Origin of the sequence: Knoellia sp. p5-6-4, from assembly GCF_029222705.1 — a bacterium.
GTDB lineage: Bacteria > Actinomycetota > Actinomycetes > Actinomycetales > Dermatophilaceae > Pedococcus_A.
Map to the genome: position 1 here is coordinate 289,450 of NZ_JARGZF010000002.1, position 18,497 is coordinate 307,946.

The 18,497-nt window shown below is 69.6% G+C and carries 12 protein-coding genes and 3 rRNA genes; all 15 read right to left on the reverse strand.

The window, feature by feature from the left end; all coding sequences use genetic code 11:
• Positions 1 to 4: 4 nt before the first annotated feature.
• The 15 genes from P2F65_RS12830 to P2F65_RS12900 all read right to left on the reverse strand — a co-directional run bounded on the left by P2F65_RS12830 (position 5) and on the right by P2F65_RS12900 (position 18,032).
• Entirely contained in the window at positions 5 to 1,078 is a 1,074-nt protein-coding gene (locus P2F65_RS12830; protein ID WP_275808233.1) for a glycosyltransferase, read from the reverse strand.
• On the reverse strand, positions 1,078 to 2,727 hold the full coding sequence (locus tag P2F65_RS12835; protein WP_275808236.1) for a lipid II flippase MurJ: 1,650 nt from the start codon (positions 2,725 to 2,727) through the stop codon (positions 1,078 to 1,080). The genes P2F65_RS12830 and P2F65_RS12835 overlap by 1 nt, the downstream gene beginning before the upstream one ends.
• Complete coding sequence (locus tag P2F65_RS12840) at positions 2,724 to 3,572, reverse strand: hypothetical protein (protein WP_275808239.1); 849 nt, start codon at positions 3,570 to 3,572, stop codon at positions 2,724 to 2,726. The genes P2F65_RS12835 and P2F65_RS12840 overlap by 4 nt, the downstream gene beginning before the upstream one ends.
• Before the next feature lie 6 nt (positions 3,573 to 3,578).
• The gene (locus P2F65_RS12845; RefSeq protein WP_275808242.1) at positions 3,579 to 4,517 is read right to left on the reverse strand and encodes a copper transporter; all 939 of its coding nucleotides are present in this window, start codon (positions 4,515 to 4,517) and stop codon (positions 3,579 to 3,581) included.
• A complete protein-coding gene (gene steA / locus P2F65_RS12850) occupies positions 4,514 to 5,698 on the reverse strand; it encodes a putative cytokinetic ring protein SteA (protein WP_275808245.1) in 1,185 nt (394 codons plus the stop codon). The genes P2F65_RS12845 and steA overlap by 4 nt, the downstream gene beginning before the upstream one ends.
• Positions 5,699 to 5,836: 138 nt before the next feature.
• Positions 5,837 to 7,600 (reverse strand): DNA repair protein RecN, encoded by a 1,764-nt coding sequence (recN, locus tag P2F65_RS12855; RefSeq protein ID WP_275808248.1) that lies wholly within the window; start codon positions 7,598 to 7,600, stop codon positions 5,837 to 5,839.
• A gap of 85 nt (positions 7,601 to 7,685) precedes the next feature.
• Positions 7,686 to 8,618 (reverse strand): NAD kinase, encoded by a 933-nt coding sequence (locus tag P2F65_RS12860; RefSeq protein WP_275808251.1) that lies wholly within the window; start codon positions 8,616 to 8,618, stop codon positions 7,686 to 7,688.
• Positions 8,619 to 9,431, reverse strand: a complete 813-nt coding sequence (locus tag P2F65_RS12865) for a TlyA family RNA methyltransferase (protein WP_275808254.1) — start codon at positions 9,429 to 9,431, stop codon at positions 8,619 to 8,621.
• Positions 9,428 to 9,670 (reverse strand): hypothetical protein, encoded by a 243-nt coding sequence (locus tag P2F65_RS12870; RefSeq protein ID WP_275808256.1) that lies wholly within the window; start codon positions 9,668 to 9,670, stop codon positions 9,428 to 9,430. The genes P2F65_RS12865 and P2F65_RS12870 overlap by 4 nt, the downstream gene beginning before the upstream one ends.
• A complete protein-coding gene (locus P2F65_RS12875) occupies positions 9,667 to 10,446 on the reverse strand; it encodes a hypothetical protein (protein ID WP_275808259.1) in 780 nt (259 codons plus the stop codon). Before P2F65_RS12875 ends, P2F65_RS12870 begins: the two co-directional genes overlap by 4 nt.
• Position 10,447: 1 nt before the next feature.
• A complete protein-coding gene (locus P2F65_RS12880; protein ID WP_275808262.1) occupies positions 10,448 to 11,461 on the reverse strand; it encodes an HAD-IIA family hydrolase in 1,014 nt (337 codons plus the stop codon).
• 18 nt (positions 11,462 to 11,479) lie between these two features.
• The gene (locus P2F65_RS12885) at positions 11,480 to 12,634 is read right to left on the reverse strand and encodes a hypothetical protein (protein WP_275808265.1); all 1,155 of its coding nucleotides are present in this window, start codon (positions 12,632 to 12,634) and stop codon (positions 11,480 to 11,482) included.
• A 181-nt stretch (positions 12,635 to 12,815) separates the two neighbouring features.
• A 5S ribosomal RNA gene (gene rrf, locus P2F65_RS12890) occupies positions 12,816 to 12,932 on the reverse strand.
• Positions 12,933 to 13,021: 89 nt separating this feature from the next.
• Positions 13,022 to 16,140 (reverse strand): 23S ribosomal RNA (locus tag P2F65_RS12895).
• Between the two features lie 369 nt (positions 16,141 to 16,509).
• A 16S ribosomal RNA gene (locus P2F65_RS12900) occupies positions 16,510 to 18,032 on the reverse strand.
• Together the 16S, 23S and 5S rRNA genes form the textbook arrangement of a ribosomal RNA operon.
• Positions 18,033 to 18,497: the final 465 nt, after the last annotated feature.

Consider the following 18,497-nt stretch of genomic DNA (forward strand, 5'->3'; position numbering starts at 1 on the left):
CGCGTCACGTGACGGACTCGTAGACCTCGAGGGCGGCGACCACGGCGTCGGCCTCCGTGGGCAGCGTCAGGGCCTGCCGGCGCGACAGGGCCCGCCGGCGCGCCCGCTCCCCCTCGTCGGTGACGAGGAGCCGTATGCCGTGGGCGAGCGCGTGCGAGTCGCCTCCCGGCACGAGCACCGCGGCGTCACCGAGGACTGCGGCCGAGCCGCCCACGTCCGTGGCCACGATGGCCGCTCCGGCGTGCAGGGCCTCCTGGAGGTTGATGGGCTGCCCTTCCCACACGGCGCTGGAGACCACGAGGTCGGCAGCCGCGCACAGGGCGGGCACGTCGCCACGGTGGCCGAGCAGGCGCACCGGCAGGCCTTCGCGGCTGATGCGCTCCTGCAGCTCCTGCCGCTGGGGCCCGTCACCGGCCACCACGACGGCCAGCGGCAGGTCGCGGACGAGGGCGACGGCGTCGAGCAGCAGGTGCAGCCCCTTCTGCGGGGCGAGACGGGCCACGACGACGGCCAGGACCTGCCCGGGGGGGACGCCCAGGTCGTCGCGGACGGCCGCGGCGTCCACGGTGCCCGTCGGTGGCGGCGGTCCGGGGATCACGGCGAGCCCGCCCACCCGGGCGCGCAGGTCGGCCATCCGCTGCACGAGGTCGTCGGAGACCCCGAGCACACAGGTGGCGCGCCGCGCCACGACGCGCTCCAGCACGGCATACAGCCGCGCCGTCACGCGGCCACCGGGCGCCGCGTTGTGGAGGGTGACGACGACCGGAACCTGCGATCCCGTGGCTGCCAGGGCGGCCAGCGCCCCCGCCCGCAGCCCGTGCGCGTGCACGACGTCGGCGTGCCGCAGCAGGTCTCCGAGGGTGGACATCGCACGCAGGTCGCGCAGCGGGTGCGGCCGGTCGGTGACCGTGAGCGGCACGTGGCGGGCGCCGGCGCCGGCGAACCCGAAGCGGTCCTCCACCTCCGGCGGACAGGCGACGACCACGGAGTGACCGCCGGCCACCAGGGCCGAGGTGAGCCCGTGGACGTGGCGCCCCACGCCCCCGGCGCTCGTGCCGAGGACCAGGAGGATGCGCATCAGGGCCTCCCCCTGCGACGGCGACCGCGCGCCACGGCAGCCTGCATGGCCTGCCGGTCGGCCACGACCATGACCCCCAGGTAGAGCACCGTGACCGCCACTGCCACGACGACGCCGGCGACCACCGCCCCGGCCAGGCCGGAGGCGTCCCAGTAGAAGGCGAGCACGTCGCCGACACCGCCCGCGACCGCGGCGGACACGACCACGGCGCCGAGGGTCCGGCCCGCACCCCGGATGGCCTCGAGCCCCCACGCCCGCCGGACGAGCACGCCGAGCGCGACGGCCGACAGGGTCATGCCGACCGACGACGCGGCACCCAGGCTGCGCAGCGTGCCCGACGGGCCGGCGTCGTCGGGCAGCGTCAGCAGGGGCCAGAGGGCCGCCACGAGCCAGCCGCCTGCCACGGCGAGCGCGGCCAGGGCCGGCCGGCCCCGCACGTAGAGGGCACGGGTCAGCAGGGCCGCCGCGCCGAAGCCGACCAGACCGGGCGCGTAGGCCACGAGTGTCGCGGGCATGGCGGCGAGGGCCTCTGCGCCCCCCAGGTCGGCACCACGGTCGAGGGACGTGAAGAACGCGCCGACGGGTCGGGCCACGGCCACCAGCACGGCCGCCGCCCCGCCGCACAGCAGGAGGATGGCCTGCAGCGAGCGGGCCAGCGTGCCCTGCTCCCGGACCCCGGCCCCCTCGCCGTGGGCGAGGGCCGGGAAGGCGGACGTCGCGATCGGCACGGCCAGCAGGGCGTAGGGCAGCAGGTAGACCGCCTGGACGTAGGCGTAGACGTTGACCGCGCCCTGACCGCCGCGGTTGTTCGCCAGCCACAGCGTCGCCAGCACCGCCGCCTGCTGGGCCACCAGCGCCAGCACCCCGGCTCCGGCCAGGGCTCTGACCCGCCGGACGGTGCCCTCCGGGAAGCGGAACGTGGGGCGCAGGCGCGCACCGGCTCGCCAGGCCGGGACGAACAGCGGCAGGCTCAGCACCGCGACCCCCAGGGTGGTGCCGCCGGCGAGCACGAGCACGGCGGCGCCCGAGACGGACTCCGGGGAGCCGTCGGCCTCGGTGAGCTGTCCGTAGGTGACGTACGCGGCGATGACCACCAGGCTCGAGAGCAGCGGGGCCAGCGCGGGGGCGAGGAAGCTGCGCCGGGCCTGCAGCACGCCGGTCAGCACGATGCCGATGCCGTAGAGCACGACCTGCGGCGCGAAGACCACCAGCATCCGGGTGCCGAGGTCCACGGCCTCCTGGGAGTACTGGTCCCCGAGCATGAACGCACTGAGCGCAGGGGCGGCGAGCGCCAGCAGCGCCGACAGCGGCAGGAGCACCGCCACCGCCCACGTGAGCAGCGCCGAGGAGGTCTGGTCGGCGTCCTCGTCACGGCCCGCGCCCAGCTGGCCTGCGACGAGCGGCACGGCGGCGGCGGCCAGCACCCCTCCCGCGGCCACCTCGAAGACGGCGTTCGGGATCGTGTTGACCGTCTGGTAGACCGACCCCACGCCCGAGGTGCCGACGCTGTCGGAGAACACCAGGGTGCGGACGAAACCGGCCACCCGGGCCAGCAGGGTCGCCACGGCGATGATGCCGGCCGCGCGGGCGATCGAGGTCGTCACGCCGCGGGGCGCGGGCCGCTCCCTCCCCGCGGACTCTGCGCTCATCGGCGACCCAGCGCGTCGAGCTCGCGCAGGCCGGGGGTGGACTCGATGACCTTCGTGAAGCTGACCCGCTCCGACGCCAGGGTCAGCCCCGCCAGCACGGCGAGGGCCCCCAGGCGCGCGCCACGGCCGCTGCGCTGCACCAGTGCGGTGCCCAGCAGGGCCCCGGCGCTGTTGGCCCCGGTGTCGCCGAGCATGGACTCCCCGGCCAGGTCGGGCCCGAGCAGGGCGGCCGCCGCGCCGACGGCAGCCCCTGCCGCCGCCTCGCTGCGGGCGTCGGTCGCGAGCAGGGTCCCGGCCAGCACCGTGACCTTGAGCGCGCGCCCCGGGCGCAGGTCGAGCAGGTTGAGCAGGTTGGCCGCGCCGGCGATGACCGCGCCCCCCACGAGCGTGTCGAGGGTCGCCGGTCGACGACCGCTCGTGTCGGCCCCGGCGGCCCTGCGGGTCGAGCGGTCGACCAGCGCGGCCGAGACCAGGCCGGTGAGGCCCAGCCCGAGGATCTTCACCGCGCCCGTGGTGACCTCACCGCGGGCCAGCGCGCCCAGGTGGCCCTTGAGGCCCTTGCTCCGGGAGTCGCCGGCCAGGTCGTCAAGGGCGCCGAACCCCCCCGCCGAGACCGTGGCGAGCACCGGCGCGAGCGCCCCTGCCGGTCCGGTCGCGACGGCGAGAGCGCCCGCCGCCGCCCCCGACACGTAGGCCGGTCCCTCCAGAAGGGTCACGGTCCGGCCTGCGTGGTTGGTGCGGTCCCATGCGGCGGCGCCACCGGGCGGCGTGGCGCGCAGCAGGCGAAGGGCGGCCACGGAGGCCGCCCCGGCGATGCCTCCGGCCAGCAGGGCTCTGCGGGTCACGTGGTGCTACTTCGTCGCCAGCGTCGGGAACGCGGCCGTCGCGTCGGCGCCGAGGCCGTACTGGCCCACGTTGCCGGCGAACTGCTCGAGGAGCCCGAAGACGACGCTGGCCTGGCCCATGGGAATCGCCCCGTTGTCGACCGTGGACAGCTCCTTGGCCTGGTCCGCGTCCTGGCGTGCCACCGCCACGACCGAGGTCTGGGGGCTGTCGCTGGCCGCGGCGTCCTGCGCCACGAGGACGGCCCCGCTGCCGGCGGCGTCCAGCGCGCCGGCCAGGCTGCTGAGCGCCTCGGCCCGCTCCGTGCGCTCGGCAGCGGTGCCACCGCTCACCGGGCCGCCGATGACGACCGCGCCGGTGGCGGCCTCGATGTCGTCGGGGGTGTAGCGGATCAGGTCGCCGGTGCGCAGGCCCTCCAGGGCCGCGGCGCTGCCCGCGCCGTTGCCGCCCGCCTTGGTGAGCAGGGCCCGGGCCAGCACGTCGTCGAGGATGTTGCCGCCCTCGTCGACCGGCACCTGGACGCTCGGCGCGAGCTGGTCGCCCAGGGTCGAGCGGAAGGTCTGCTTGTCCGGGTCCACCCAGCTGTCGAGCACCGTCACCGTCGAGCCGATCTTCGCGCCCGCCAGGGCCAGGCTGCTCGTCGTCGCCTTCACGAGGTTCTCGTCGGCGCCGGGCAGCACCACGACGGTCAGGGTGCTGTCCTGGAGCCGTCCGGCGAGCAGGGACTTGTTGCTCGCCTCGGTGAAGTCGTCGCGGGCCTGGGCGGCCTTGTCGGCCTCCTCGAGCTGGGCCCGCAGCTGGGTGCGGTCCTCCCGCAGCCGGTTGACCTCGGAGGTCAGGGTGTTGCCGATGTCCTCCTTCAGCGGGCCAGCACCGAGCACGATCCCCACGGCCAGGGCCAGGAAGATCGAGACGATGGAGACGAGGTGGTACCGGAAATCGATCACGTGAAGATTCCTACGATGAAGGACCAGAGGTCGTCCCACCGGGCGCCGATGACCTGCAGGAAGGCGTGCCCACCCGGGGTCGCCCACAGGGCGGCGAACAGCGCCGACAGGCCGACGAGCAGCATGACGGCCAGGGACAGGTTGGAGATCCGCGAGCGGTACAGGCGGCTGACACCCTTGGCGTCGATGAGCTTGCCGCCGACCCGCAGCCGGGTCAGGAACGTGCTCGCCATGCCGGAGCGGCCCTTGTCTAGGAACTCGACCAGGGTGGCGTGCGTGCCCACCGCCACGATCAGCTCAGCGCCCTTGTCGTCGGCCAGTAGCATCGCGACGTCCTCGCTGGTGCCGGTGGCCGGGAAGACGACCGGCTCCACGCCGAGGCGGCGCACCCGCTCCAGGCCCGGTGCGTTGCCGTCCCGGTAGGCGTGCACCACGATCTCGGCCCCGCTGCGCAGCGTGGAGTCCGACACCGAGTCCATGTCGCCGACGATCATGTCCGGCTTCAGGCCGGCCTCGACGAGCGCGTCGGCGCCGCCGTCGACGCCGATCAGCACCGGGCGGTACTCGCGGATGTAGTGCTTGAGGGTCTGCAGGTCCTCCTTGTAGTGGTACCCGCGCACGACGACGAGGGCGTGCCGGCCGTCGAGGTCGGTGGTGATGTCGGGCACGCCGACGCCGTCGATCAGGAGCTCGCGCTCTCGGCGGAGGTACTCCATCGTGTTGGCTGCGAACGCCTCGAGCTGCACGGCGAGTCCGGCGCGCGCCTCGGTCATGGCGGCCTCGACCTGATCGAGGTCGAAGGCGGTGCCACGGGCCACCACGGTGTCGTCGACCAGGACCTCGCCCCCGTCGACGCGGACGTGCTGCCCCTCGTGCAGGTCGTGCATGACGGCTTTGCCGACGTTGTCGACCAGCGGGATGCCCGCCTCGACCAGGATCTCGGGACCGAGGTTCGGGTAGCGCCCCGAGATCGACGGCGATGCGTTGACCACCGCCGCCGGCCGGCAGGCCAGCAGGGCCTCGGCACTGACCTTGTCGATGTCCTGGTGGTCGATGACGGCGATCTCGCCGGGGCGCAGCCGCTTGGTGAGGTTCTTCGTGCGGGGGTCGACACGCGCAGTGCCGCGGACACCGGGGCTCTCCGGTTCGCGGGCACGCTGGCGGGGGATCTTCAAGGGCATCGAACCCATCGTGCCATGTCGCGATCCGTATGCCGTACGCACACGCGGGCGCCCGGGTGTGACGCAGACCCCTGCTGCAACCCTACGCGCGGAACCCAGGACCGCGCTCGGGGCCGGCCCCGGGGTGGTGCCGGTGCGCTAAGCGGTGGCCGCCGCCTCACGCCGCTCGCCGGCCTGGGCCAGCAGCTCGCCCGCGTGCTCGACCGCCGTGTCGCTGTCGACGCCGGCCATCATCCGGGCGAGCTCGCGCAGCCGGGCGTCGCCCTCGACAGCGGCGACGCCGCTGGAGGTGACATGGCCGTCGCTGCTCTTGGTGACCACGAGGTGGCGGTCGGCGAAGGCCGCGACCTGGGCCAGGTGCGTGACCACGATCACCTGGGCATGCCGTGCCAGCGCGGCCAGGCGGGCGCCGATGTCCAGCGCGGCCCGTCCGCCGACGCCCGCGTCGACCTCGTCGAAGACGAAGGTCGGCACCTCGCCCGAGCCACGGGCCCCGGTCACCACCTCGAGGGCGAGCATGACCCGCGACAGCTCACCACCGGACGCGGCCTTGGCGACCGACCGTGCCGGGGCGCCCGGGTTCGCGGCCAGCAGGATCTCGACGTCGTCGACGCCTTGGCGGGTGAAGCGGACCGGCTCGTCGCGACCCGCCAGCAGCAGGCCGTCCGGGGCAGGCCGGTCAGTGACGCCCACCTCCACCACCGCCTTGCCCATCGCGAGGTGGGCCAGCTCGCCCGTGACCGCCTCGGCGAGACCGGTGGCGGCCCTGCGTCGGGCGTTCGTCAGCGTGGTGGCCGCCTCGGCAAGGTCGGCCCGGAGGGCCTCCAGCCGGGCGCCGAGCCCGGCGAGGGCGTCCTCGGCGTTCAGCAGCACGTCGAGCCGGGCCGCCGCCCGGCGTCCCCACTCGAGCACCTCGTCGACGTTGTCGCCGTACTTGCGCATCAGCCCGCCGAGGTCGGCCCGGCGCTGCTGCACCCAGGCCAGGCGGGCGGGGTCGAGCTCGATGTCGGAGACGTAGCCGGTGAGGTCCGCCCCGAGGTCGGCGGCGAGGTAGCCGAGGTCGGCGAGGCGCCGGTCGAGCTCGCGCAGCGCGGGGTCGTGCTCGACGAGGCCGCCCAGCGCGGCCCGGGCGTCGGCGATGGCGCCGATGACGTTCGGGGCCTCCTGGGCGGCATACTCCTCCTCGGCCCCGGCGAGCAGCGCGCGAGCCGTCTCTGCCCCGGCCCGCAGGCCTTCGGCGTGGCTGAGCCGCTCGTCCTCGACGCGCAGCTCGGAGTCCTCGCCCGGCTGGGGGTCGAGCGCCTCGATCTGCTCGAGCCCGACCTGGAGGATCTCGACCTCGCGGGCCCGGTCACGCGCCGCCTCGGTCAGCTCGGCCAGCTCGCGGCGCACGCGCTCGTGCTCGTCGTACAGCTCCTGGTAGCGGGCCAGCGCCTCGGCGACCGGTTCCCCGGCGTACTGGTCGAGCAGGGCGCGGTGCTGGTCGGGCTGGCGCAGCCGCCACTGGTCGGCCTGGCCGTGCACCGCCACCAGGTGCTCGCCGATCTCGGACAGCACCCCCACCGGCGCGGTGCGGCCACCGACGTGGGCCCGCGAGCGGCCCTCGGCGGACACCGTGCGCAGCAGCACCAACCCCTCGTCGGTGTCGGCCCCCGCCTCGGCTGCTCGCCGGGCGGCCGCGTGGTCGGCGGGCAGGTCGACGACGCCCTCGACCGCCGCGGCACGGGCGCCGGCACGGACCAGCCCGGCATCGGCGCGGGCCCCGAGCAGCAGCCCCAGGCCGGAGACGACCATGGTCTTGCCGGCGCCGGTCTCGCCGCTGACGACGTTGAGTCCGGGGTGCAGCTCCAGGACGGCGTCGTCGATGACGCCGAGGTTCTGGATGCGGATCTCCTGCAGCACGCGCCCAAGACTGACACACCGCCCCGACGGTGCCGGTCACGACACAGCGCAGCGGTGCCGGGCGGCCGACGCCCGGTGGGCCCGGTCAGCCCCCGGCGGCCCCCGCGGCGGCACGTGCCGCGCCCCGCCAGCCGTGGATCGACAGCGCGAACTTGGCGACGAGGCGATCGGTGAACGGCGACGAGGTGAGCCGCGCGAGGCGCACGGGGGTCTCGGACCGGACCACCTCGATGCGCGCGCCCGGCGGCAGGTCCACGGCCCGGCGCCCGTCGCACCACAGGACTCCCGTGCCCTCGGTCGAGGGGACGACCTCGAGCGCGAGGTGGCTGTTGGGCCCCACCACCATGGGGCGGGCGAACAGGGCGTGGGCGCTGATGGGCACCAGCAGCATGGCCTCGACATCCGGCCAGACCACGGGCCCCCCGGCCGAGAACGCGTAGGCGGTCGAGCCGGTCGGCGTGGCCATCACCACCCCGTCGCAACCCCAGGTGGACAACGGCCGGCCGTCGATCTCGACCGTCAGCTCGATCATCCGCTCCCGGGCAGCCTTCTCCACCGACGCCTCGTTGAGCGCCCAGTTGGAGTAGACGAGGTCGCCGTCGTGGCGCACCGTGACCTCGAGGGTCATGCGCTCCTCGACGGTGTAGTCCCGCGAGACGATGCGCTCCACCGTGGCGTCGAGGTCCTCCCGCTCGGACTCGGCCAGGAAGCCGACGTGCCCGAGGTTGACCCCGAGCAGCGGCGCACCCGTGCCACGTGCCATCTCGGCACCGCGCAGGATCGTCCCGTCCCCTCCGAGCACACACACCAGCTCGCAGTCGACGGCGGGGCTGTCGGGGTCGGCCAGAGTGACGTTCGGGCTCCCCACGAGGTCGACGGCGGCGGCCTCGTCGGGCAGCACCACCACCTCCATGCCCGCGTCGTGCAGGCGTTGCACCACCCCGGCCGCGAGGTCGTGGGCCTCCTTGCGTCGCGGGTGGGCGACGAGCAGGATGCGGCGGCGCTCGGCTGGGCTCACTCAGACTCCCTTCAGGGTCACCTGGTCGGCGGTGCTGACCAGAGCCTCCCATCCCATGGACTCGCCTGCACGAGGGGTCAGCCACAGGAGGTACTCCGCGTTGCCCTCGCCACCGTGGATCGGGCTGGCCGCCAGGGCGCGGGGAGGCAACCCGGCCGCGACGGCGGCGCGGGCGACCTCGGTGATGGCCCACGCGCGGTCCCCCTGGGTGCGCACGACCCCGCCCTTGCCGAGCCTGGTGCGACCGACCTCGAACTGCGGCTTGACCAGCACGACGGCGTCCCCGTCGTCGCGCAGCAGGCCACGGAAGGTGTCGAGGACGAGGGTGAGCGAGATGAAGCTCAGGTCGGCCACGAGCAGGTCAACGGCTCCCCCGATGTCGTCGGCCGTCAGCCCCCGCACGGTCGTCTGGGAGCGCTCGGTCACCCTCGGGTCGTCCCGCACGACCGGGACGAGCTGGTCACGGCCGACGTCGAGGGCCACCACGTGGGCGGCGCCGTGGTGCAGCAGCACCTGCGTGAACCCTCCGGTCGAGGCTCCGACGTCGAGGCAGCGCCTCCCAGCGACGACCAGCCCCAGCGGGCCGAACAGCTCGACCGCGCCCACGAGCTTGTGGGCCGCCCGGCTCACCCAGGTGGGCCCGGCGTCACGGACGACCACCTCGTCGCCCGCCGCGACCGGCGCGGCGGGCTTGGTGGCGGGACGGCCGGTGACGTCGACCAGACCGGCGTCGATGAGCTCACGGGCGTGGCCGCGCGAGCGGGCCAGGCCGCGACGCACCAGCTCGGCGTCGAGGCGGCTCGTGCCGCTCACTGCCCTCCGAGGTCCGACAGGCGCGACTGGAGGGTGCGGTGCACCCGCTGCCCGGCCTCGATCTGGGCGTCGAGGTCGTCCGGAGCCGCAGCGTCGAGCTCGGCGAGGGCGGCGTCGATCTGGGCGTCACCCGTGGGGCCGTCACCCGAGGGCGCTCCCGGCGGCGCCGGTTTCGGGGGCGGCGTGGGGGTGGGCGCCCCTGCCTCGCGGTGCTGGGACTGCTGGTCGTGCTCGGTCATGCGGTGCCGTTTCCGTTCGAGGTCGTGCTGTCGCTGGTGCTCGGGGTCGGGGTCGGGGCCTGTGAGGCGGCCTTGGTCGCCGTGCTCTTCGCCGAGGTCTTCCTCGCGGTGCTCTTCCTGGCGGTGGCCTTCTTGGCGGCCTTCTTCGCCGTCTGCGCCCCTGCGGACTTCTTCGCGGTGGCCCTCTGGGCTGACGCCTTCTTCGCCGAGGTCTTCTTCGCCGTGCTCTTCCTGGCGGCGGTCTTCTTCGCGCCGGGCCGCGTCGTCTCCCGGGTCGTCGGCGCGGAGGTCGTGGCAGCGGCCGCGACCGCCTCCGTGGCAGGCTGCACCGCCGGCGGCACCGTGGCTCGGGACGGCGCACCGGGCAGGGCACGCCCCAACGGGCTGCGCGACGCCTCGGCCATCAGGGAGGCACGCAGGTCGTCGACCTCCCGCGTCAGGGCCGCCAGCGCGGTGCGGGCGCGGTCGAAGTCTGCGAGGCGAACGACGTCGGAGCGGCCCAGCGCCGACTCCACCTCGCTGCGGATGAGGGCCAGCAGGCTCTCCCTGTTCGCGCGGGCCGCCTCGAGGAGCTGGTCGGCGAACTCGGTGACCTGCATGGCCCGCTTGCCCACCTCCCCCGCGCCGGGCAGCGACAGCAGGCCCTGGGCAGCCTCCGTGGCCCGGGCCTTGGTCAGCTCCCCCAGCCCGGAGGCCAGCTGCACGTAGCCCCGCACGTACTCGAACGCCATGACGACTCCTCCCTCGGCGACCCGCTGTCGCTCGTCTGCGGTCACGCTACTGCCGGTGGTCGGCATCCGACACCAGAGAGCGGGCGACGTCGACCAGGAGCTCTCCGGCGTCGAGCGCCTCGTGGACGGCGGCGACGGCAGCGCGCAGCGCCTCGATGCGTTCGGAGGGCTCCCCCTCGACCTTCCAGCGGCCGTCCACGATGCGGCGGCGGTGCCTCCCGCACGCCCACCACCCGTCGGGGTCGCGCTCCGCCGGCGTGTATGCCGTGGACAGGCCTCGCAGGTCCTCCAGGAGGTACGTGGGACGCTGGGACGGCGGGGCGGTCGCGAGCGAGACGGCCGAGTCGACCCCGGTCAGCACGAGCGCGGAGTCCATGCCGGTCTCCACGGCTCCTGCGATGTCGGTGTCGAGGCGGTCTCCGACCGCGAGCAGCTCCTCCGGCCGGTGGTGCACCCGCTCCGCACAGAGCAGGTAGAGGGGCGCGTGCGGCTTGCCGACCACGACGGGCATCCTGCCCACCGCCGCCTCGACGGCAGCCACCAGGGTCCCGTTGCCGGGGGCCGTGCCGCGGTCGGTGGGAAGGGTCCGGTCGGTGTTGGTGGCCACCCACAGTGCTCCTGCCTGCACGGCATACGCGGCCTCCGCGAGGTCGGACGCCGACACGTCGGCGCCATAGCCCTGGACCACCGCCGCCCACGTCGCGGTCGACCCGCGCGCGTTCCGCACCGGCACCGCGGCCAGGCCGAGCTCCAGCAGGGCGTGCAGCACGCCCTCGCCACCGACGGCCAGCACGGCCGAGCCCGCGGGCAGCCGTTGCGCGACGTGGCGGGCAGCGGCCTGCGAGCTGGTCACGACCGCGTAGGGAGCCGCGGTCAGCCCGAGGGCCACGAGGTGCTCGGCGACCGTCTCAGGCGTCCGCGAGGCGTTGTTGGTGGCGTAGAGGACGGGGACCGGGCAGTCCCGCAGGGCGGCGACCGCGTGGGGCACCGGCGCCGGCCCGCGGTAGACGACGCCGTCGAGGTCGCACACCACGGCGAGGTAGGGGTCGAGGAGAGCCATCGTCACAGGTGGCCCGGGTCAGTCCCGCTCGTCGGCCGTGCCGCCCCGGGGCGTCCGGCCCTCGCCGGCGTCGTCCTCGGCTTCGAGGTCGGCTTCGGCCTCGTCGTCCTCGCCCTCGCCCTCGAGCAGGTCCACCAGCACCACACCGTCGAGCTCGGCGAGCCGGTCGGCCGCGTCGGTCTCACCCTCGTCGTCGAAGTCCGCGGCCCGCGCGAACCAGTCGCGGGCCCTGCCCTCGTCGCCGGTCTCGAGCAGCGCGTCCGCGTAGGCGTACGCCAGGCGGGCCGACCACGGCTTGCGGCTCGCGGACTTCAGCTGCGGGATCTGCAGCGCCAGGACGGCCGCGTCCGGCTGGCCCAGGTCACGCCGGATGCCGGAGATGACGATCGCCAGCTCGATCCGCTCCTCGAGCGCCAGGGTCCGCGCCTCAGGCGAGGTCGCCAGCTCCAGTGCACGCTCCGGGCGTCCGAGGCCCCGCTCGCAGTCGACCATGAGGGGCAACATGTGCGAGGAGCCGCTGAGCCGGCGCGCGGTGCGGAACTCGCTCAGCGCGCGGGCCCACTCGCCCTTGCGGTAGGCGACCAGCCCCAGGGCCTCACGAGCCGCGGGAACGCGTCCCGCCCGACGCACCGCCGTCTCCGCGTGCGCCTCGGCGCCCGCGATGTCGTCGGCCTCGAGCATCGCAGCCACCATCACCAGGTGCTGGGCGACGCCCTCGGCGTTCTCCTTGCTCAGGGTCCGCAGCTGCTGGTGGACCGACCGGTCGAGCTCCTTGCCGGTGACGCCCTCGGCGATCCGGGGGTCCGGCAGGCGCGGCGACTTCGGGGCCAGCCTGCTGCCACCGCGGCGCTCGCTGTTGTCGAACGTGCCGACTGGGCGCGCTCCACTCTGCCCGCCGTCGCGGGCGTCGCCACGTGGAGCACCTCCACGGGCAGAGCCTCCACGCGGGGAGCCGGCGCGCCTGCCATCGCCGCTGCGCTCACCACCCGCGCCCGCACCACCGCGCCGGGCCCCGGGCTGGTCGCCGTCCCTGCCCCGGTAGCTCCCACCACCGCGGCCGGCTGAGCCGCCGCCACGCCCTGCGGCACCGCCGCGGGACGACCCTGCGCGGCCACCGCCCCTGGGGGGACGTCCCTGGGCGTCGTCTCGTCGGCCGGGCTGGTTCTCGGGCACGAAGTCTCCTCGGTGTGCAGTGGATCGGTCAGCAGTCTACGGACCGGCTCGGGCCAGACCGAACCGGTGGCGGGTGTGCGCTGCCGGCATACGGCGGTCCCCTTCCACGGCCGATCGGTTCGCGGACAGGGGAATGCAAAAAGGGGGCTCTGCGCTGCAGAGCCCCCTTTTCGGAAAGTATGTTCGGCTGCGTCCTACTCTCCCACACCGTCACCAGTGCAGTACCATCGGCGCTGAAGGGCTTAGCTTCCGGGTTCGGAATGGGACCGGGCGTTTCCCCTTCGCTATGACAGCCGAAACTCTATGGAGATGTCAATCAGGTGTTTCCTGGTTCCCGACCGTGTCTCGGGAACCGCACAGTGGACGCGAAGCTAAATCTTATGAGTGTGAGTCAAGTTGTCGGCTTATTAGTACCAGTCAGCTGCATGCATTGCTGCACTTCCACATCTGGCCTATCAACCCAGTCGTCTGGCTGGGAGCCTCTCGGACCGAAGTCCGTGGAAACCTCATCTTGAAGCGTGCTTCCCGCTTAGATGCTTTCAGCGGTTATCACTTCCGAACGTAGCTAATCAGCGGTGCTCCTGGCGGAACAACTGACACACCAGAGGTTCGTCCATCCCGGTCCTCTCGTACTAGGGATAGCCCTTCTCAAGTTTCCTACGCGCACAGCGGATAGGGACCGAACTGTCTCACGACGTTCTAAACCCAGCTCGCGTACCGCTTTAATGGGCGAACAGCCCAACCCTTGGGACCTACTCCAGCCCCAGGATGCGACGAGCCGACATCGAGGTGCCAAACCATGCCGTCGATATGGACTCTTGGGCAAGATCAGCCTGTTATCCCCGGGGTACCTTTTATCCGTTGAGCGACGGCGCTTCCACAAGCCACCGCCGGATCACTAGTCCCGACTTTCGTCCCTGCTCGACATGCCTGTCTCACAGTCAAGCTCCCTTGTGCACTTACACTCAAAACCTGATTGCCAACCAGGCTGAGGGAACCTTTGGGCGCCTCCGTTACCTTTTAGGAGGCAACCGCCCCAGTTAAACTACCCACCAGGCACTGTCCCTGATCCGGATCACGGACCGAGGTTAGATATCCAGAACGACCAGAGTGGTATTTCAACGTTGACTCCACACACACTGGCGTGCATGCTTCACAGTCTCCCACCTATCCTACACAAGCCGTACCGAACACCAATACCAAGCTGTAGTAAAGGTCCCGGGGTCTTTCCGTCCTGCTGCGCGTAACGAGCATCTTTACTCGTAGTGCAATTTCGCCGAGTTCGTGGTTGAGACAGTGGAGAAGTCGTTACGCCATTCGTGCAGGTCGGAACTTACCCGACAAGGAATTTCGCTACCTTAGGATGGTTATAGTTACCACCGCCGTTTACTGGGGCTTAAATTCTCAGCTTCGCCCACGAGGGGCTAACCGGTCCTCTTAACCTTCCAGCACCGGGCAGGCGTCAGTCCGTATACATCGTCTTGCGACTTCGCACGGACCTGTGTTTTTAGTAAACAGTCGCTTCTCCCTGGTCTCTGCGGCCCTTCACCCTAGGAGGCAAGCTCCTTCAGGGTCCGGGCCCCCCTTCTCCCGAAGTTACGGGGGCATTTTGCCGAGTTCCTTAACCACGATTCACTCGATCGCCTTGGTATTCTCTACCTAACCACCTGAGTCGGTTTGGGGTACGGGCGGCTCGAACCTCGCTAGAAGATTTTCTAGGCAGCATAGGATCACCCTGCTTCCCGCATACGCGGTCACTATCAGGTCTCAGGATATGTGCGACACGGATTTGCCTATGTCGCTCCCTACACCCTTGGACGTGGACTACCATCGCCACGCGGAGGCTACCTTCCTGCGTCTCTCCATCGCTTGACTACTACTAGATCGGGTCGCGCGCTCCACCTGAACCCTCTCCCGAAGGATTGGTGAACAGGCTTCGGGCGCTTAGCATCACTAGGTTCGTCATGGGCGGTTCTTCGCCGGTTCCGGAATATCAACCGGATGTCCATCGACTACGCCTGTCGGCCTCGCCTTAGGTCCCGACTTACCCAGGGCAGATTAGCTTGACCCTGGAACCCTTGGTTATTCGGCGGACGGGTTTCTCGCCCGTCATTCGCTACTCATGCCTGCATTCTCACTCGTGTGGCCTCCACGGCTGGATCACTCCGCCGCTTCCCTGGCCACACGACGCTCCCCTACCCATCAACACGCTTGGACCACGGTCCCGCAGGAGTCGTGGCCGGGCAGTATGTCAATGCCACAGCTTCGGTGGTGTGCTTGAGCCCCGCTACATTGTCGGCGCGGAATCACTTGACCAGTGAGCTATTACGCACTCTTTAAAGGGTGGCTGCTTCTAAGCCAACCTCCTGGTTGTCAATGCAACTCCACATCCTTTCCCACTTAGCACACGCTTAGGGACCTTAGCTGGTGGTCTGGGCTGTTTCCCTCTCGACTACGGAGCTTATCCCCCGCAGTCTCACTGCCACGCTCTCACTTACCGGCATTCGGAGTTTGGCTAACGTCAGTAACCTGGTGAGGCCCATCGGCTATCCAGTAGCTCTACCTCCGGTAAGAAACACGTGACGCTGCACCTAAATGCATTTCGGGGAGAACCAGCTATCACGGAGTTTGATTGGCCTTTCACCCCTACCCACAGCTCATCCCCTCAGTTTTCAACCTAAGTGGGTTCGGTCCTCCACGACGTCTTACCGTCGCTTCAACCTGGCCATGGGTAGATCACTCCGCTTCGGGTCTAGACCCCGCGACTGAACGCCCTATTCGGACTCGCTTTCGCTACGGCTTCCCCACACGGGTTAACCTCGCCACGGAGCACTAACTCGCAGGCTCATTCTTCAAAAGGCACGCCGTCACCCCACAAGGAGGCTCCGACGGATTGTAGGCACACGGTTTCAGGATCTATTTCACTCCCCTCCCGGGGTACTTTTCACCTTTCCCTCACGGTACTTGTCCGCTATCGGTCACCAGGGAATATTTAGGCTTAGCGGGTGGTCCCGCCAGATTCACACGGGATTTCTCGGGCCCCGTGCTACTTGGGATGGGTCTCAGGAGTGTGTGCCATTTCGTCTACGGGGGTAGCACCCTCTGTGCCGGGCCTTTCAATGCCCTTCGACTATGACGCACATTTGTAACTCCCTACCAGCGTGTCAGCACTGGTCAAGACGTCCCACAACCCCGCAACTGCAACCCCTGACAGGTATCACACAGCTACGGTTTGGCCTGATCCGCTTTCGCTCGCCACTACTCACGGAATCGCGGTTGCTTTCTCTTCCTGTGGGTACTGAGATGTTTCACTTCCCCACGTTCCCTCCACTCGCCCTATGTGTTCAGGCGAGGGTGACTGGACTTGCCTCCAGCCGGGTTTCCCCATTCGGGCATCCTCGGATCACAGTCTGGTTATCGACTCCCCGAGGCTTATCGCAGATTCCTACGCCCTTCATCGGTTCCTGGTGCCAAGGCATCCACCGTGTGCCCTTAAAAACTTGAGCCACAAAGATGCTCGCGTCCACTGTGCAGTTCTCAAGAAACGGGCGGCCCCCCACTCAACCCGGCGCCTACCACCCCCACCCCCCAAACGAGGAGCAGACATGGCGGTTCGACCGCGAGCGAGGGTCCAAGGCCGATTCAAACCGGCCCGAAGGTCAAGCTTACGCCCGAGCCTTCAGGACCCAACAACGTGCCAGGCACCACCTGCCCACCACCCGCGTTCCACTGCCCACCCCACAGGGGCGAGCTTGTACTAACGAGGCAGCCGACAGCCGGCGCCAACTAATCGATGTTCCACCCTTGAGCACCCGCTGCCCCACACTCGGGGACAGACCGGGCTCTGGATCGCTCGCGCGACCAGTGCTCCTTAGAAAGGAGGTGATCCAGCCGCACCTTCCGGTACGGCTACCTTGTTACGACTTAGTCCCAATCGCCAGTCCCACCTTCGACGGCTCCCCCTCTTGCGAGTTGGGCCACCGGCTTCGGGTGTTACCGACTTTCGTGACTTGACGGGCGGTGTGTACAAGGCCCGGGAACGTATTCACCGCAGCGTTGCTGATCTGCGATTACTAGCGACTCCGACTTCATGGGGTCGAGTTGCAGACCCCAATCCGAACTGAGACCGGTTTTTTGGGATTCGCTCCACCTCGCGGTTTCGCAGCCCTTTGTACCGGCCATTGTAGCATGCGTGAAGCCCAAGACATAAGGGGCATGATGATTTGACGTCATCCCCACCTTCCTCCGAGTTGACCCCGGCAGTCTCCTATGAGTCCCCGCCATAACGCGCTGGCAACATAGAACGAGGGTTGCGCTCGTTGCGGGACTTAACCCAACATCTCACGACACGAGCTGACGACAACCATGCACCACCTGTACACCGACCTTGCGGGGCACCCATCTCTGGATGTTTCCGGTGTATGTCAAGCCTTGGTAAGGTTCTTCGCGTTGCATCGAATTAATCCGCATGCTCCGCCGCTTGTGCGGGCCCCCGTCAATTCCTTTGAGTTTTAGCCTTGCGGCCGTACTCCCCAGGCGGGGCGCTTAATGCGTTAGCTGCGGCACGGAACCCGTGGAATGGGTCCCACACCTAGCGCCCAACGTTTACGGCATGGACTACCAGGGTATCTAATCCTGTTCGCTCCCCATGCTTTCGCTTCTCAGCGTCAGTAGTGGCCCAGAGACCTGCCTTCGCCATCGGTGTTCCTCCTGATATCTGCGCATTTCACCGCTACACCAGGAATTCCAGTCTCCCCTACCACACTCTAGTCTGCCCGTACCCACCGCAAGTCCGAGGTTGAGCCTCGGATTTTCACGGCAGACGCGACAAACCGCCTACAAGCTCTTTACGCCCAATAATTCCGGACAACGCTCGCACCCTACGTATTACCGCGGCTGCTGGCACGTAGTTAGCCGGTGCTTCTTCTGCAGGTACCGTCACTTGCGCTTCTTCCCTGCTGAAAGAGGTTTACAACCCGAAGGCCGTCATCCCTCACGCGGCGTCGCTGCATCAGGCTTTCGCCCATTGTGCAATATTCCCCACTGCTGCCTCCCGTAGGAGTCTGGGCCGTGTCTCAGTCCCAGTGTGGCCGGTCGCCCTCTCAGGCCGGCTACCCGTCGTCGCCTTGGTGAGCCGTTACCTCACCAACAAGCTGATAGGCCGCGAGTCCATCCCAGACCGAAAAACTTTCCACACCATACCCATGCGGATTGGTGTCATATCCGGTATTAGCTCCGGTTTCCCGGGGTTATTCCAGAGTCTGGGGCAGGTTACTCACGTGTTACTCACCCGTTCGCCACTGATCACCGAGAGCAAGCTCTCGGGTCACCGTTCGACTTGCATGTGTTAAGCACGCCGCCAGCGTTCGTCCTGAGCCAGGATCAAACTCTCCATTGATGTTCAGCACCACACCCAGCCCAAAAGACCAGGCGCGGAAACCAGAACCCGTAAAGGGTTTAAATCACTAGCTGAGCAAGAACAACCAGCGAGATCGCTGTTTGATCGTTGTCAACCAAAGGAAAATCGAATCGAAAAGCACATCCCCAACCATCAAGCTGGTTCAGACACCCCTCGAGACGAGGTAATTGGCATCGATTTTTGACACGCTGTTGAGTTCTCAAGGTTCGGACGCGCACCTTCTGCTTCAGCATTTCGCTTCGGCGTCCGGGGCTCATCTAAGGTACTTCCTCACCCGGCCGGCTTCCAAATCCGCTCTGCGGAGCCTGGTTGCGCAGCCTGGCGTTCCACCCTCTCGCGCTCGGCGCCAGAGTGACCGCCCGGCGGATCCGACCGACATCGGTACCGGGTGATTCGGTCTGGTGGTTGTCTGCCCCGGGACCGGCCTGCTTCGCGGTGGTGACC

Excerpts from the sequence above, each read along its gene's own strand:
- P2F65_RS12830 (WP_275808233.1), bottom strand. The coding sequence starts at position 1,078 with ATGCGCATCCTCCTGGTCCTCGGCACGAGCGCCGGGGGCGTGGGGCGC.
- P2F65_RS12835 (WP_275808236.1), bottom strand. The coding sequence starts at position 2,727 with ATGAGCGCAGAGTCCGCGGGGAGGGAGCGGCCCGCGCCCCGCGGCGTG.
- steA (WP_275808245.1), bottom strand. The coding sequence starts at position 5,698 with ATGCCCTTGAAGATCCCCCGCCAGCGTGCCCGCGAACCGGAGAGCCCC.
- P2F65_RS12870 (WP_275808256.1), bottom strand. The coding sequence starts at position 9,670 with ATGACCGAGCACGACCAGCAGTCCCAGCACCGCGAGGCAGGGGCGCCC.
- P2F65_RS12880 (WP_275808262.1), bottom strand. The coding sequence starts at position 11,461 with ATGGCTCTCCTCGACCCCTACCTCGCCGTGGTGTGCGACCTCGACGGC.